The 12,499-nt window shown below is 67.1% G+C and carries 14 protein-coding genes and 4 tRNA genes; 3 read left to right on the top strand and 15 right to left on the bottom strand.

The window, feature by feature from the left end:
- Positions 1-47: 47 nt before the first annotated feature.
- The 10 genes from PO768_RS14120 to tolB all read right to left on the bottom strand — a co-directional run bounded on the left by PO768_RS14120 (position 48) and on the right by tolB (position 5,756).
- A complete protein-coding gene (locus PO768_RS14120) occupies positions 48-512 on the bottom strand; it encodes a DUF523 domain-containing protein (protein ID WP_272646589.1) in 465 nt (154 codons plus the stop codon).
- Between the two features lie 73 nt (positions 513-585).
- A tRNA-Lys gene (locus tag PO768_RS14125) sits at positions 586-661 on the bottom strand.
- Positions 662-700: 39 nt separating this feature from the next.
- Positions 701-776, bottom strand: a tRNA-Lys gene (locus PO768_RS14130).
- Between the two features lie 39 nt (positions 777-815).
- Positions 816-891, bottom strand: a tRNA-Lys gene (locus PO768_RS14135).
- Between the two features lie 29 nt (positions 892-920).
- A tRNA-Lys gene (locus tag PO768_RS14140) sits at positions 921-996 on the bottom strand.
- Positions 997-1,029: 33 nt separating this feature from the next.
- Entirely contained in the window at positions 1,030-1,848 is an 819-nt protein-coding gene (locus PO768_RS14145; RefSeq protein WP_272646565.1) for a tRNA threonylcarbamoyladenosine dehydratase, read from the bottom strand.
- The gene (locus PO768_RS14150; protein WP_272646566.1) at positions 1,845-2,954 is read right to left on the bottom strand and encodes a YeeE/YedE family protein; all 1,110 of its coding nucleotides are present in this window, start codon (positions 2,952-2,954) and stop codon (positions 1,845-1,847) included. Before PO768_RS14150 ends, PO768_RS14145 begins: the two co-directional genes overlap by 4 nt.
- A gap of 134 nt (positions 2,955-3,088) precedes the next feature.
- A complete protein-coding gene (gene ybgF, locus PO768_RS14155; protein ID WP_272646567.1) occupies positions 3,089-3,862 on the bottom strand; it encodes a tol-pal system protein YbgF in 774 nt (257 codons plus the stop codon).
- A 1-nt stretch (position 3,863) separates the two neighbouring features.
- A complete protein-coding gene (gene pal, locus PO768_RS14160) occupies positions 3,864-4,397 on the bottom strand; it encodes a peptidoglycan-associated lipoprotein Pal (RefSeq protein WP_332909496.1) in 534 nt (177 codons plus the stop codon).
- Between the two features lie 63 nt (positions 4,398-4,460).
- A complete protein-coding gene (gene tolB / locus PO768_RS14165; protein WP_442953231.1) occupies positions 4,461-5,756 on the bottom strand; it encodes a Tol-Pal system beta propeller repeat protein TolB in 1,296 nt (431 codons plus the stop codon).
- A gap of 129 nt (positions 5,757-5,885) precedes the next feature.
- Between tolB and PO768_RS14170 the strand changes: the two genes are divergently transcribed.
- The 3 genes from PO768_RS14170 to PO768_RS14180 all read left to right on the top strand — a co-directional run bounded on the left by PO768_RS14170 (position 5,886) and on the right by PO768_RS14180 (position 8,236).
- Entirely contained in the window at positions 5,886-6,494 is a 609-nt protein-coding gene (locus PO768_RS14170) for a peroxidase-related enzyme (protein ID WP_137941846.1), read from the top strand.
- Between the two features lie 108 nt (positions 6,495-6,602).
- Entirely contained in the window at positions 6,603-7,490 is an 888-nt protein-coding gene (locus tag PO768_RS14175; protein WP_137941845.1) for an amino acid ABC transporter substrate-binding protein, read from the top strand.
- 8 nt (positions 7,491-7,498) lie between these two features.
- Positions 7,499-8,236 (top strand): aspartate/glutamate racemase family protein, encoded by a 738-nt coding sequence (locus PO768_RS14180; protein ID WP_272646568.1) that lies wholly within the window; start codon positions 7,499-7,501, stop codon positions 8,234-8,236.
- Here the strand turns inward: PO768_RS14180 and PO768_RS14185 are convergent.
- From PO768_RS14185 to PO768_RS14205, 5 genes are all read right to left on the bottom strand, one after another.
- Positions 8,187-9,086: a LysR family transcriptional regulator gene (locus tag PO768_RS14185; protein WP_269840512.1), complete on the bottom strand. Its 900-nt coding sequence runs from the start codon at positions 9,084-9,086 to the stop codon at positions 8,187-8,189. The genes PO768_RS14180 and PO768_RS14185 overlap by 50 nt on opposite strands.
- Positions 9,087-9,096: 10 nt before the next feature.
- On the bottom strand, positions 9,097-9,504 hold the full coding sequence (locus tag PO768_RS14190) for a hypothetical protein (RefSeq protein ID WP_262969487.1): 408 nt from the start codon (positions 9,502-9,504) through the stop codon (positions 9,097-9,099).
- Complete coding sequence (locus PO768_RS14195; RefSeq protein ID WP_272646569.1) at positions 9,501-10,109, bottom strand: nucleotidyltransferase domain-containing protein; 609 nt, start codon at positions 10,107-10,109, stop codon at positions 9,501-9,503. The genes PO768_RS14190 and PO768_RS14195 overlap by 4 nt, the downstream gene beginning before the upstream one ends.
- Positions 10,110-10,219: 110 nt before the next feature.
- The gene (gene rng, locus PO768_RS14200) at positions 10,220-11,719 is read right to left on the bottom strand and encodes a ribonuclease G (RefSeq protein ID WP_272646591.1); all 1,500 of its coding nucleotides are present in this window, start codon (positions 11,717-11,719) and stop codon (positions 10,220-10,222) included.
- A gap of 176 nt (positions 11,720-11,895) precedes the next feature.
- Positions 11,896-12,492, bottom strand: a complete 597-nt coding sequence (locus PO768_RS14205; RefSeq protein WP_272646570.1) for a Maf family protein — start codon at positions 12,490-12,492, stop codon at positions 11,896-11,898.
- Positions 12,493-12,499 lie beyond the last annotated feature (7 nt).

Consider the following 12,499-nt stretch of genomic DNA (forward strand, 5'->3'; position numbering starts at 1 on the left):
TCTTCAACCCGGACTTCCGCCTGGTTGGTACGGCGGGAGGGGGCAGGTCATCTCAGCAGCATGTCATTCAAGGCATCCAGCTGGTGCTGGCTGAAGACCTGCACGCCCTCGCGGCGCAGCAGCGCGGCGGTCAGCCCTTGGCCGTCGATCAAGCGGCCGGCGAAGCCGCCGTCATAGACCTGGGTCGAGCCGCAGGACGGGCTGCGCTCGGTCAGCACCGCGTAGCGGCAGCCCATGCGGCGGGCCAAGGCCAGCGCGGCCTGCGCGCCGCGCTCGAAGGCCTCGCTGCAGTCCTCGCCGGCGGCGGTCAGCACCCGGACCCCGCCGGGCTGCCGGACGATCTCGGCCGGCGGTCGTGGCGTCGGCAGGCCGCCGGCCACCTCGGGGCAGATCGGCACCAGCCAGCCGCGCGCGCGCAATTGCGCCAGCAGCTCATGCTCGATGTGCAGCCCGCGCCCGTCATAGCGTACCGGCTGGCCCAGCAGACAGGCACTGATCAGAATACGGGGGATGGCTCGGTCATGATGAAGGCAGGGGCAAAAAACAAAACGGGACCGGCCTCTCGACCGGTCCCGCTTGCTTTTCTGGTGGGCCCTGAGTGACTCGAACACTCGACCTACGGATTAAGAGTCCGCTGCTCTACCAACTGAGCTAAGAGCCCTGAAATTTGTACTGCCCGTCTATGCCGTCATTGCTTGTTTGGTGGGCCCTGAGTGACTCGAACACTCGACCTACGGATTAAGAGTCCGCTGCTCTACCAACTGAGCTAAGAGCCCTGAAATTTGTACTGCCCGTCTATGCCGTCATTGCTTGTTTGGTGGGCCCTGAGTGACTCGAACACTCGACCTACGGATTAAGAGTCCGCTGCTCTACCAACTGAGCTAAGAGCCCCCGAAACTGCAATAACGATCAACCGGTGATGGTGGGTTGTGCGGGACTCGAACCTGCGACCATCGGATTAAAAGTCCGGTGCTCTACCAACTGAGCTAACAACCCAACAATCTAGTTGTTCTGCTCTTCAGCAGAGCCTCACATTATAGGCGGCGCCAAACGCTTGGCGCAAGAGCTTTCCAAAAAATGTTTCAGCAACTCGGCGGCGGCGGCCATGCCGAAACTGGCCGTGACCGCGACGCTGGAGCCATAGCCGTGGCAGTTCAGGCTGCTGTCGCTTTGCGCATCGATGGCGCAACCGGCATCGGCCGGGCGCAGCACCGCCTCGCGCGAGAACACGCAGGCCACGCCCATCTTGCCGGCCCGTGGCGCGGCGTGGAATTTGCGCAGGCGCTGGCGCAGCGAGGCCAGCAGCGGGTCATGCGTGACCAGGCCCAGATCCTCGACCTGCAGCGCATGCGGTTGGCGCTTGCCGCCGGCGGCGCCCACCGTGACGAAGGCCCTGCCCTGCTCGCGCGCCCAGGCCGCCAGCGCCGCCTTGGCACGCACCTGGTCGCAGGCGTCGATCAGGCCGTCGATCTGGACATCGCCGAGCAGGGCCGGCCAGTTCTGCTCATCGACGAACTCCTCGATGACCGTGACCTCGCAGCCCGGGTGGATGTCGGCAATGCGCCGGCGCAGCGCCTCGGCCTTGGCCATGCCCACGGTCGAGCCGAGCGCCTGCACCTGGCGGTTGATATTGGACTCGGCCACCTGATCCAGATCGATCAGCACAAGACCTGACACCCCGGTGCGCGCCAGCGCCTCGACGGCCCAGGAGCCCACGCCCCCGAGGCCGACCACGGCCAGCCGTGCGCCACGCAGGCGCAGATAGTCGGCGTCGCCATAAAGGCGGCGCAGGCCACCGAAGCGGCGCTCCAGATCGGCATCCAGATCGGCAACATCAGGCAGGCTCATCCGAGGCGCCACATCTGATAGCGCAGCGCCAGCACCGCGCCGGCGATGATGGCGGCCAGCGCGATGAAGCTGCCCAGGCTCAGGGTCGAAACACCCGACAGGCCCTGGCCTATCGTGCAACCCAGCGCGACCACGCCGCCCACGCCCATCAGCAGCGCGCCAACGATATGGTTGCTGGTGTCCTCGACGCCACGGAAGGCCTCCCAGCGGAAGCTGCGCGTCGCCAGCGCGTAGACGCCGGAGCCTGCAACCACGCCCACCGTGCTGACGATGGCAATCGTCAGCAGCTTGCTGGTGTCGCTGAAGAACATCAGCCAGTCCAAGGTGTAGGCCGTTGGCGAGACAAAGCTCAGCGCCTCCATGCGCGCGCCGCTGGTGCTGCGCACGAAGACCTCTTCCAGCGTGTTCGGATCCTCGGCCACATGGCCCAGCACGCCCGACACCCACCAGATGCCGACGATCACCGCGCCGCTGCCCAGGCCGCCCAGCAGCACATCGGCACTGCGGCCCTCGGCCCGCATCAGCGCCCAGACCAGCAGGCCGCCGCCGATCACCAGGCCCAGCATCAGCGCCAGTTGTTGCTTGGCCAAGCCCAGACTGGGCGCCAGCAGCGACGGCAGGTCCTGACCGCCGGCCAGCGTGACGGCGACGCTGTCGACCGTGGCCACGCGCAGCACCGCCGTGATGCCCTTGAGCGTCGCAAACGCGGCCACACCCATCACCACGAACACCACCAGCGATTTCAAATTGCCGGCACCGATGCGCACCAGGGTCTTGCTGCCGCAGCCCGAGGCCAGCACCATGCCGAAGCCGAACATCAGCCCGCCGACGACGTTCGACAGCCACAGCAGGCGCGGCGCCGCGTAAATCGTCTTGCCGGCGTCGATCCAGCCGAGGAAGACCATGGTGTTGAAGCCCAGCATCGCCACCGCGATTGCCAGCACCCACATACGCATGCGCGCCCAATCGCCCATATTGACGATGTCGGCCACCGCTCCCATCGTGCAGAAATGGGTGCGCTGGGCCAGTGCGCCAAAGACGAAGGCGAGGCCGAAGGCGGCCCACAGCACCTGCTGGCCCAGGGCGTTGATATCGAGTTCTTGCATGGGGCGGGATTCTAGGCGGCAATGAAAAAGCCCCACGGGCCGGAACCGGTGGGGCCAGGTCTTGCAATGGGCGACTCCAGTCAGTTGGGGACAGAGCTACTCGCTGCGCTCGGGCGGTCTGTCCCGCAAAGCCATTACTTCAGCGAGGCCAAGCGCTCTTTTGCCGCCTGTGCCGCCTCGGTGCCTGGATAGGCCTTCAGCAGGTCTTCCAGGCTGCGGCGCGCGCCCTTGACTTCCTTCAGCTCAATCTGGCAGTTGGCCATGGCCAGCATGGCTTCGGCCGCGCGCGGATGGGCTGGATTCGCGGCCACGAAGGCCTTGAAGGTCGCAATCGCTTCCTTGTAGTCGCGCTTGCCGTACAGCGCATTGCCGAGCCAGAACCGCGCCGAATCGCCATAGCCGCTGGTCGGAAAGCGGCGCTGGACGGCCGCCAGCGCCGTGGCGGCTTCGGCGAAGTCGCCGCGCCGCCCCAGGGCCAGCGCGGCCTCGTACTGGGTCTTCTCGTCCGGGCCGGCCTGGAACTCCCGACCATCCAGCACCACCTTCTGCGGCTCCAGCGGGCGCAGACGCGTCTCCAGCGCCTGCGACTGGTCGGCCAGCTTGCGCTGGGTCTCGGCCAGGTCGCGTGCCAGTTGCTCGTTCTGGCCGCGCAGCTTGGCGACCTCGCTGCGCAAGGCCTCGATCTGGGCATTGAGATCCAGCAGGCTGCGGCGCAGCGGCGCGATCTGCTCCTGCGCCTGCTGCTCGGAGGCCTTGCGTTGCGCCTCCTCGCTTTGCTGCAGCCGCGTGCGCAGGTCCAGAATGGCCTTGCGTGCCTCGTCGTCCTCGAACAGCGCGAAGGCCGGCTGGCTGCACAAGCTCAGGGCCGCCAGCGCCAGCGCGCCCAGGCCGGATCTCAGTGCCCTCATCTCACTTGTCCTTCAGCTCGACGCGACGGTTCTTGGCCCAGGCGGCCTCGTCGCTGCCTTGCACGGCCGGGCGCTCCTTGCCGAAGCTGACCGGCTCGACGCGCGCGGCCGGCACACCCAGCAGACCCAGCGACTTGGCCACGGCCTCGGCGCGCTTCTGGCCCAGGGCCAGGTTGTACTCGCTGCCACCGCGCTCGTCGGTATGGCCTTCCAGACGCAGGGCCACCTTGGTGTCGACATTCATGCGCTTGGCATGGCCGTCGATGACGTTCTGGAAATCGGACTTGACGACAAAGCTGTCGTAGTCGAAATAGACCACGCGCAGGCTGGACACGGCGGCGGCCGCCTGGGCGGCCAGGTCGACGGTGGCGACCTTGGACTCCGAGGTCGGCGCGGTGTTGGCGCCGGTGTTGCCCGACGGCGTGGCCGTCACCGGGCGGGATTCGACCGGTGCGGGCTCATCCAGCTTGGTGGAGCTGCAGCCCACCAGGGCGGCGGCGGCCAGAACGGAAAGGGCCAGCTTGTTCATCATCATCACTATCACTCCTAAGGAAATCGCCTTGCCCTCGCAAAGCGGCATGAAATTCAATCGTTGCCCTCAGCGCCCGAACGGGCCCCAGGTCGGCTCGCGCACATCGGCCGCGGTCGACACCAGCTTGGCCTTGATGCGGCCGTCCAGCGTCGTCGTCATCAGCACGTCCTTGCCGCCGACGCGGGTCGCGTAGACCAGCAGGCGCCCGTTCGGCGCGAAGCTCGGGCTCTCGTCGTCGCTGGTATCGCTGATCTGCTGCACCGCGCCGCTGGCCAGGTCCATCACGCTGAGGCGGAACGCGCCGCCGTTGCGGGTGATGTAGGCCAGGGTCTTGCCGTCCGGGCTGATGGCCGGACTGATGTTGTAGCTGCCGTTGAAGCTGACCCGCACCGCCGCGCCGCCGGCCACCGGCATGCGGTAGATCTGCGGGCTGCCGCCACGGTCGCTGACGAAGAACAGCGTCTGGCCGTCCGGCGCGAACACCGGCTCGGTGTCGATCGCCGAGCTCTGCGTCAGCCGGCGCAGGCCCGAGCCATTGCGGTTCATCATGAAGAGCTGGGAGCCGCCCTCGCGCGACAGGGTCAGCGCCAGTTGCTGGCCGTCCGGCGAGAAGGCCGGCGCGCTGTTGCTGCCGCGGAAGTCGGCCAGCACACGGCGCTTGCCGGTCGACAGGTCCTGCACCCAGACGACGGCCTTGCGGCTCTCGAATGAAACATAGGCCAGCTCGCGGCCGTCGGGCGACCAGGTCGGCGAAATGATCGGATCGGGGCTGCCCAGCGCCACCTGGCCGCCCTCGCCGTCGGCATCGGTGATACGCAGCGAGTAGCGACCGCCGGCCTTGGTCACATAAGCCATGCGGGTCGCGAACACGCCGCGCTCGCCGGTCAGCTTCTGATAGATCGAGTCGGCGACGCGGTGCGCGGCCAGACGCACATCGTCGGGCGCCACCGCATGGGCCTCGCCACCGAGGTCCTGGCCCTTGACCACGTCCCAGAGCTTGTGGCGCACATCGAAGCGGCCATCGGCCAGCCGCGTCACCGAACCGGCGGCCAGCGCATCGGCCTGGCGGCCGCGCCATTCGGACCAGTCGGGAGCGCTGTTCTCGGTCGGACCCGCCAGCGCCTCGATCAGGCGGAACTGGCCGCTGCGCTCCAGATCGCTGCGGATGATGGCCGACACCGGCTGGCCGCTGCGGGCCTCATCGCGGAACTCGGGAATGGCGATCGGCATCTGCGTCGCGCCGACTCCGGCAATCTCCACCCGGAACTGGGCCAGGGCCGGCAGGCTGAGCGCGGCGGCCGAGCCCAGCAGGCTGCGGCGCATCAGATCGATGGGGGGACGGGATAGCGTGTGTGCGGACATTCGACTCGCTGAGCATGAGCGCCCACGACGGACGCTGCCATTCAATGCAGCCCCGTATTTTGCCTGAGCCGGCTGAAGGCCCGCTGAGGCCGCTGGCTATCATGCTGCAAACAGTAACAAGAGGCCCCCATGAGCGAGACAAATTCCCAGACCCCGTGCCGCTACCCCACCCCGGACCCCGCCGATCTCGGCGCCCTGCCCGACGATGTGCGCCAGCGCATTCTGGAGGTGCAGGAGAAGGCCGGCTTCGTGCCCAATGTGTTCCTCGCACTGGCGCGCCGCCCAGACGAGTTCCGGGCCTTCCTGGCCTATCACGACGCACTGCTGCTGCGTGAGTCGGGTCTGAGCAAGGGTGAGCGCGAGATGATCATCGTCGCCACCAGCGGCGCCAACCAATGCCTGTACTGCGTGGTCGCGCACGGCGCCATCCTGCGCGTCTACGAGAAGGCACCGCGCCTGGCCGACCAGCTCGCGACCAATTACCGCAAGGCCGATATCACGCCGCGCCAGCACGCGATGCTGGACTTCGCGCTGAAGGTCTGCCTGCGCTCGGCCGAGGTCGGCGAGGATGACTACAGCGCCCTGCACGCCCATGGCTTCGACGACGAGGACATCTGGGACATCACCTCGATCACCGCGCTGTTCGGACTGTCCAACCGCCTGGCCAACACCATCTCGCTGCGGCCCAACGACGAGTTCTACTTGCTGGGCCGCCTGCCCCGCCCCGCCAAACCCTGAGGCTCGGTCATTAGTTGAACTTATGACCCCCGGTATAAACGCGATGAACACCGGGCGCTGCAATCCATAGCATGGGGGCTCTTCGTCAGCCCCCACAAGGATTTCAGCATGCGTCTCTCGACCCTCACCGTCCTGACCCTGCTCGGCGCCTGCGGCGCAGCCCTGGCGCAAACGCCGGCCACCTTGGACAAGATCAAGGCCAGCGGCAGCATGACCGTGGCTTACCGGGAATCGTCGATCCCCTTCTCCTACCTCGGCGGCGAGGGCCAGCCGGTCGGTTTCGGCTGGGAGATCTGCGGCAAGATCGTCGAGCAGGTCAGACGAGCGACCGGCCGCGCCGACCTGAAGGTCGCCACCCAGGCCGTGACCTCGCAAAACCGCATCCCGCTGCTGCAGAACGGCACGATAGACATCGAGTGCGGCTCGACCACCAACAACAGCGAGCGCGCCAAGCAGGTGGCCTTCGCGACCAACTACTTCTACACCGGCACCCGGCTGCTGGTGCGGGCCGGCTCGCCGATCAAGAGCACGGCCGATCTGAAGGGCAGGAAGGTGGTCTCGACCACCGGCACGACCAACTACCAGGTGCTGCGCAAGCTCAATGCCGAACAGAACCTCGGCTTCGAGCTGATCGCCGCCAAGGACCATGCCGAATCGGCCCTGCTGGTGCAGCAGCAGCGCGCCGATGCCTTCGGCATGGACGACATCCTGCTCTACGGCCTGCGCGCCAGCGCACAGAACCCGGCCGAGCTGGCCGTGGTCGGCGAGGCGCTGCAGGTCGAGCCCTACGCCATCATGCTGCGCCGCGACGACCCGGCCTTCAAGAAACTGGTCGACGACACCCTGGCCGGCCTGATGAAGAGCGGCGAGTTCGAGGCGCTCTACAAGAAGTGGTTCCAGTCGCCGATCCCGCCCAAGGGCATCAATCTGAACGCGCCGATGAGTCAGGAATTGCAGGACAACCTGAAGGCCTTGTCGGACAAGCCGGCGCTCTGAGAACCCCGATGCTTGCAGTTGTAGATACCGATGTGGTGGGTGTGCTGGGCGGCATGGGGCCGCTGGCTTCGCTGGACTTCATGCACAAGATGCTGGCGGCCACGCCGGCCGCGCGCGACCAGGAGCATGTGCCGGTGGTGCTGAGCTCCATCCCCCAGGTGCCGGACCGCACCGAGGCCTTCCGTGGCGAGGGCGACTCGCCGCTGGCGGCCATGCTGGCCAGCGGCCGGCGCCTGCGCGATGCCGGTGCCGGCCTGGTCGTGATGCCCTGTAACACCGCCCATCTATGGTTCGATGAGCTGCAGGCCGCGCTGGGCCTGCCGATGCTGCATCTGGTCGATGCGGCGCTGGAAGACGCGGTGGCCAGCGCCGGGCTCAGCGCGCGCATCGGCCTGCTGGCCACCGACGCGACCCTGGCCTCGGGCCTCTACCTGAACCGCCCGGCCTCGCAGCAGGTGCAATGGCTGCTGCCCACGGCCAGCGAGATGCTGGATTGGGTGATGCCGGGCATCCAGGCGGTCAAGGCCGGACGGCTGGGCGAAGCATCCGCGCTGCTGCTGCGCGCGGCGACGGCGTTGCAGCGGCGCGGTGCGGCGGCCCTGGTGCTCGGCTGCACCGAGATTCCCTTGGTCTTGACGACTGCGAACGCGCCGGTGCCGGTGATCGATGCCACGGCCGCGCTGGCGCGCCGCGCGGTCAGCTGGTCCTTGAGCCAGCGTCCGTCACTTCACGAAATGCCGCAATAAAGTCCGCCACCGGCTGCGGCGAGCGCAGGCCTTGTGGCAGCAGCGCCCGCACCTCGACCGGCACCTCGGGCAGCAAGGCCCGCACATGCAGCGTGTCGCTCTGGCTGGCCTGGGCAGTGAAAGAGTCGATGATGGCCGGGCCGAAGCCCTGCTCGGCCAGCACCATTGCGATATGGTGGGTCTGCACCGTGATGCCGGCCTGCGGCGCCATCTCCAGCCGCGCCCATTGATCGGCCAGCATCGCGCCCAGCGGATCGCGCTCGTCGATGCGTATCAAGGGCGCGCGCAAGACCTCCTCCATCGTCACTGTCGCGCGCTTGTCGGCGCCGGCACCGCCAACCCGCGAGACGCAGACCAGGCGGCCGGTGGCCACCAGTTCTTCGTGCACGGCCGCATGGCCCGGGCTGCCGTAGACGATGCCCACATCGCCCTCCTGCAGCGCGATCGCACGGGCGATCTCGTTGGAGTGCAGGCTGCGTATAGACACCGGCATATCCGGGTAACGGGCCCGGAAACGCTGCAAGGCATCCGGCAAGGCCCGCACCGCCAGCGAAGGCACCACCAGCACACGCAGCTCGCTGTCGGCCCCGCCGCCCAGCGCCACCGCCAGCCGCCGCACCGACTCCAGCTGCGACATCAGGCGCTGCACCTCGGGATACAGCGCCAGGGCTTCGCGCGTGGGCACGAGGCGCTGGCGCTGGCGGGTGAACAGCACATAGCCCAGTTGCTGCTCGGCATGCTGCAGCGCCTGCGTGACCGCCGGCTGGGTCACATGCAGCAGGCGTGCAGCGCCGCTGACCGTGCCGGTCAGCATCACCGCGTTGAATACCTCGATCGCCTTCAGTCGCATCGACACACGCTCATAGCTTGCCTTCTGCCCACGCGGCGAACTCGTCAAGCTCTTCGAGCAGCCGCTGCGCTTCGTCGAGCGTGGTACTCCGCGCCCCGTAGTTCACCTCGTCCTTGCGGCCGAGCAGCTTGCGGAAGAACTTGCCCTGCTTGTCCGGCAGACGGTCACCCAACACTTCACGCAGCAGGCGGGGAGCGTTCTGGTGGTCCTGTTTGTTGACGATGCCCTTCACATGGGCGGTGATCGCATCCCCATAGGCAATCGCCGCCGTCACCATCAGTGTGACCGCGCCGTTGTAGCTCTTGCTCTGGGCCAGTACGACCAGGCTGCGGGCCGACTCGTGGAACTCGCGAGCCTGCAACAAACGCGCACCCGAGTGCCCGCCATCAACCGCCTTGCGCGGCCCCTGGCCCGTCATGCGGCCACTTTCAGCAAGCGCTGCCGGGCCTGCGCCGGTGCGACGCCCTTGAGGACGCGGCTGTCGCGCACGACGTTCACCCACCAGGGATCATCCTCAGGCAGCGCGGCCAGCTCCTTGGCCGTCAGCGCGGTGAGCGAGATACGGATCTGCTGCTCATCTTCCAGCGGCATCAAGGCCTCGCGGACCTGATCGGCCACAGCCTGAGAACGAACCAGGAGCGCGATGTCCACATCGCTGGCGGGAGAATCTTCGCCACGCGCCACACTGCCATAGAGCCATGCTGCACTGACAGCAACGCCATGAGGCTCAAGAAGCTCGCGAATCGAGGTCAAAAGCCCCTCCCATCGAGCTTGCTCCTGCTGAAACAGCGCGCTCAGCGACAGCGCTAGCGGGTGGCTGGCGTTCAGCTCATAAAGCTGCGTCCGCCCCGAGCCATGGACCGTGACCAAGCGCTGGCGGGCCAGCGCGTCGAGAACCCCTCTGGCGCCCTGTGGCGTGAGCCCGGCCATCGCCGCCAGCTGCGGCGCCGACTGCGGAGCCCGGTCTGCCACCAGCACGCGCAAGACGCGCACATTGCCGGCGCTGCCGAGCAGGCCGGTCAAGGGGTACCGGAGGTAGCTCTGGGTCTGCGAAGCTGCGGGCATGCGGGAATCATATGATTTTCCATAGAGAAAATCAATTTTCCCTATGGAGTTTTGTATTTCCCAAACCGCTACAGCAGCACGATGTCGTAGTGCTCGGTCTGATTGGCCGGCTCAGCAGTCAGCGAGATGGGCTTGCCGATGAAGTCCGAGAGGCCGGCCAGATGCTGACTCTCCTCGTCCAGCAGCATCTCGACCACATTGGCGGCGGCGACGACTCGGAACTCCTTGGGCGAGAACTGGCGCGCCTCGCGCAGGATCTCGCGCATGATGTCGTAGCAGACGCTGCGCGCGGTCTTGATCTGGCCGCGGCCCTCGCAGGTCGGGCAGGGTTCGCACAGCATGCGGGCCAGCGATTCGCGGGTGCGCTTGCGTGTCATCTCGACCAGGCCCAGCTGGGTGAAGCCACCCACCGTGACCTTGGTGCGGTCCTTGCTGAGCTGCTTGCGGAACTCGCTGAGCACCGCGCTCTTGTGCTCCTCGCGCGTCATGTCGATGAAGTCGACGATGATGATGCCGCCCAGATTGCGCAGGCGCAGCTGGCGGGCGATCGCGCCCGCCGCCTCCAGATTGGTCTTGAAGATGGTGTCGTCGAAATTGCGCGCGCCGACGAAGCCGCCGGTGTTGACATCCACCGTGGTCATCGCCTCGGTCTGGTCGACGATCAGATAGCCACCCGACTTCAGATCGACGCGGCGCGCCAGCGCCCGCACGAGCTCGGCGTCGATATTGTTCAGATCGAAGATCGGCCGCTCGCCGCGGTAATGCTCCAGCTTGGCGGTCGCTGCCGGCATATAGAGCTCGCCGAAAGCATGCAGCACCTCGTGCTGCATCTTCGAATCGATGCGGATCGAGCCGGTGCGCTCGCTGACCAGGTCGCGCAGCACCCGCTCGACCAGGCTCAGGTCCTGATGCAGCAAGGTGCCGGGCGGCGAGCGGTGCGCGCGTTCCCGAATCAAGGCCCAGGTCTTGCGCAGATAGGCGATGTCGGTGGCCAGTTCTTCGTCGCTGGCATCCTCGGCATTGGTGCGCAGGATGAAGCCGCCGCCACCGCTGCCGCTGCCGCCGCCGTTGTCAGCCGGCGTGGCGACCAGGGCCTGCATGCGCGCGCGCAAAGCCTCGCGCGCCTCGGGCGAACCGATCTTCTGCGAGATGCCGATATGGTCGTCCTGGGGCAGGTGCACCAGCATGCGACCGGCGATGCTGATCTGGGTCGACAGCCGCGCGCCCTTGGTGCCGATCGGGTCCTTGATCACCTGCACGGTCAAGGCCTGACCCTCGAACACCAGGCGCTCGATCGGCACCGCCGTGCCCGCCTCGGCATGATGGCTGCGCGGGCTGACACCGGCGACATGCAGATCGGCCACATGCAGGAAGGCCGCCCGCTCCAGCCCAATGTCGATGAAGGCCGACTGCATGCCCGGCAGCACCCGGGCGACCTTGCCCGAGTAGACATTGCCCACCAGACCGCGCTCCAACGTGCGTTCGATGTGCAGCTCCTGCACCGAGCCGTTTTCGACCACAGCCACCCGGGTCTCCTGCGGAGACCAGTTGNCCAGACCGCGCTCCAACGTGCGTTCGATGTGCAGCTCCTGCACCGAGCCGTTTTCGACCACAGCCACCCGGGTCTCCTGCGGAGACCAGTTGATCAGAATATCTTCCATAGCTTGTGTCTCCATAACCGGGATTCTTCGTCCCCGGTCAAGCACTGTCGGCAGGCGCGCGGCCTGGCGACAAGACTCGGTCCTCAGAGCTCGAAACCGGCGCCGCGCAAGAGCTGGGCGGTCTCGAACAAGGGCAGACCCATGATGCCTGAATATGAGCCGTCGATGTGCTCGATCCATCCTGCGATCTGGCTCTGGATCGCATAGGCCCCGGCCTTGCCCATCGGTTCGCCGCTGGCCACATAGCGCTGCAGCACCGCGTCGGGTACGGCAGCAAAACGCACATGGGAAATGCTGACATTCAGCGCTTGCTGGCCATCGCCCCAAGCCAGCGCGACCGCAGTCAGCACGCGATGCGTATGGCCGGACAGGCGACGCAGCATCGCCAGCGCCATCTCGGCATCGGCCGGCTTGCCGAGGATGGCCGTGCCCAGCGCCACCGTGGTGTCCGAGCACAGGATGGGCGCTGCGGGCAGGCCCCGCGCGGCACGTCGCAGCACCGCCGCATCGAGCTTGTTCTGCGTCGCGCGCCGCACATAGGTCTCGGGCAGCTCGCCGACCTGCTCGGCTTCCAGCGCCTCGGCATCCTCGTCGGCGCCGGGCAGCAGCAACTGATGGGCGACGCCCAACTGATCGAGCAACTGGCGGCGGCGCGGGCTTTGCGAAGCGAGATAGATCATCGAGGCG

Origin of the sequence: Paucibacter sp. XJ19-41, assembly GCF_028462495.1 — a bacterium.
In the GTDB taxonomy this organism is placed as follows: Bacteria; Pseudomonadota; Gammaproteobacteria; order Burkholderiales; family Burkholderiaceae_C; genus Roseateles_E.

What these genes read in the sequence shown, in the direction of transcription:
- PO768_RS14145 (WP_272646565.1), bottom strand. Translation starts at nt 1,848, where the DNA reads ATGAGCCTGCCTGATGTTGCCGATCTGGATGCCGATCTGGAGCGCCGC.
- PO768_RS14150 (WP_272646566.1), bottom strand. Translation starts at nt 2,954, where the DNA reads ATGCAAGAACTCGATATCAACGCCCTGGGCCAGCAGGTGCTGTGGGCC.
- ybgF (WP_272646567.1), bottom strand. Translation starts at nt 3,862, where the DNA reads ATGAGGGCACTGAGATCCGGCCTGGGCGCGCTGGCGCTGGCGGCCCTG.
- pal (WP_332909496.1), bottom strand. Translation starts at nt 4,397, where the DNA reads ATGATGATGAACAAGCTGGCCCTTTCCGTTCTGGCCGCCGCCGCCCTG.
- tolB (WP_442953231.1), bottom strand. Translation starts at nt 5,756, where the DNA reads ATGTCCGCACACACGCTATCCCGTCCCCCCATCGATCTGATGCGCCGC.
- PO768_RS14170 (WP_137941846.1), top strand. Translation starts at nt 5,886, where the DNA reads ATGAGCGAGACAAATTCCCAGACCCCGTGCCGCTACCCCACCCCGGAC.
- PO768_RS14175 (WP_137941845.1), top strand. Translation starts at nt 6,603, where the DNA reads ATGCGTCTCTCGACCCTCACCGTCCTGACCCTGCTCGGCGCCTGCGGC.
- PO768_RS14180 (WP_272646568.1), top strand. Translation starts at nt 7,499, where the DNA reads ATGCTTGCAGTTGTAGATACCGATGTGGTGGGTGTGCTGGGCGGCATG.
- PO768_RS14185 (WP_269840512.1), bottom strand. Translation starts at nt 9,086, where the DNA reads ATGCGACTGAAGGCGATCGAGGTATTCAACGCGGTGATGCTGACCGGC.
- PO768_RS14190 (WP_262969487.1), bottom strand. Translation starts at nt 9,504, where the DNA reads ATGACGGGCCAGGGGCCGCGCAAGGCGGTTGATGGCGGGCACTCGGGT.
- PO768_RS14205 (WP_272646570.1), bottom strand. Translation starts at nt 12,492, where the DNA reads ATGATCTATCTCGCTTCGCAAAGCCCGCGCCGCCGCCAGTTGCTCGAT.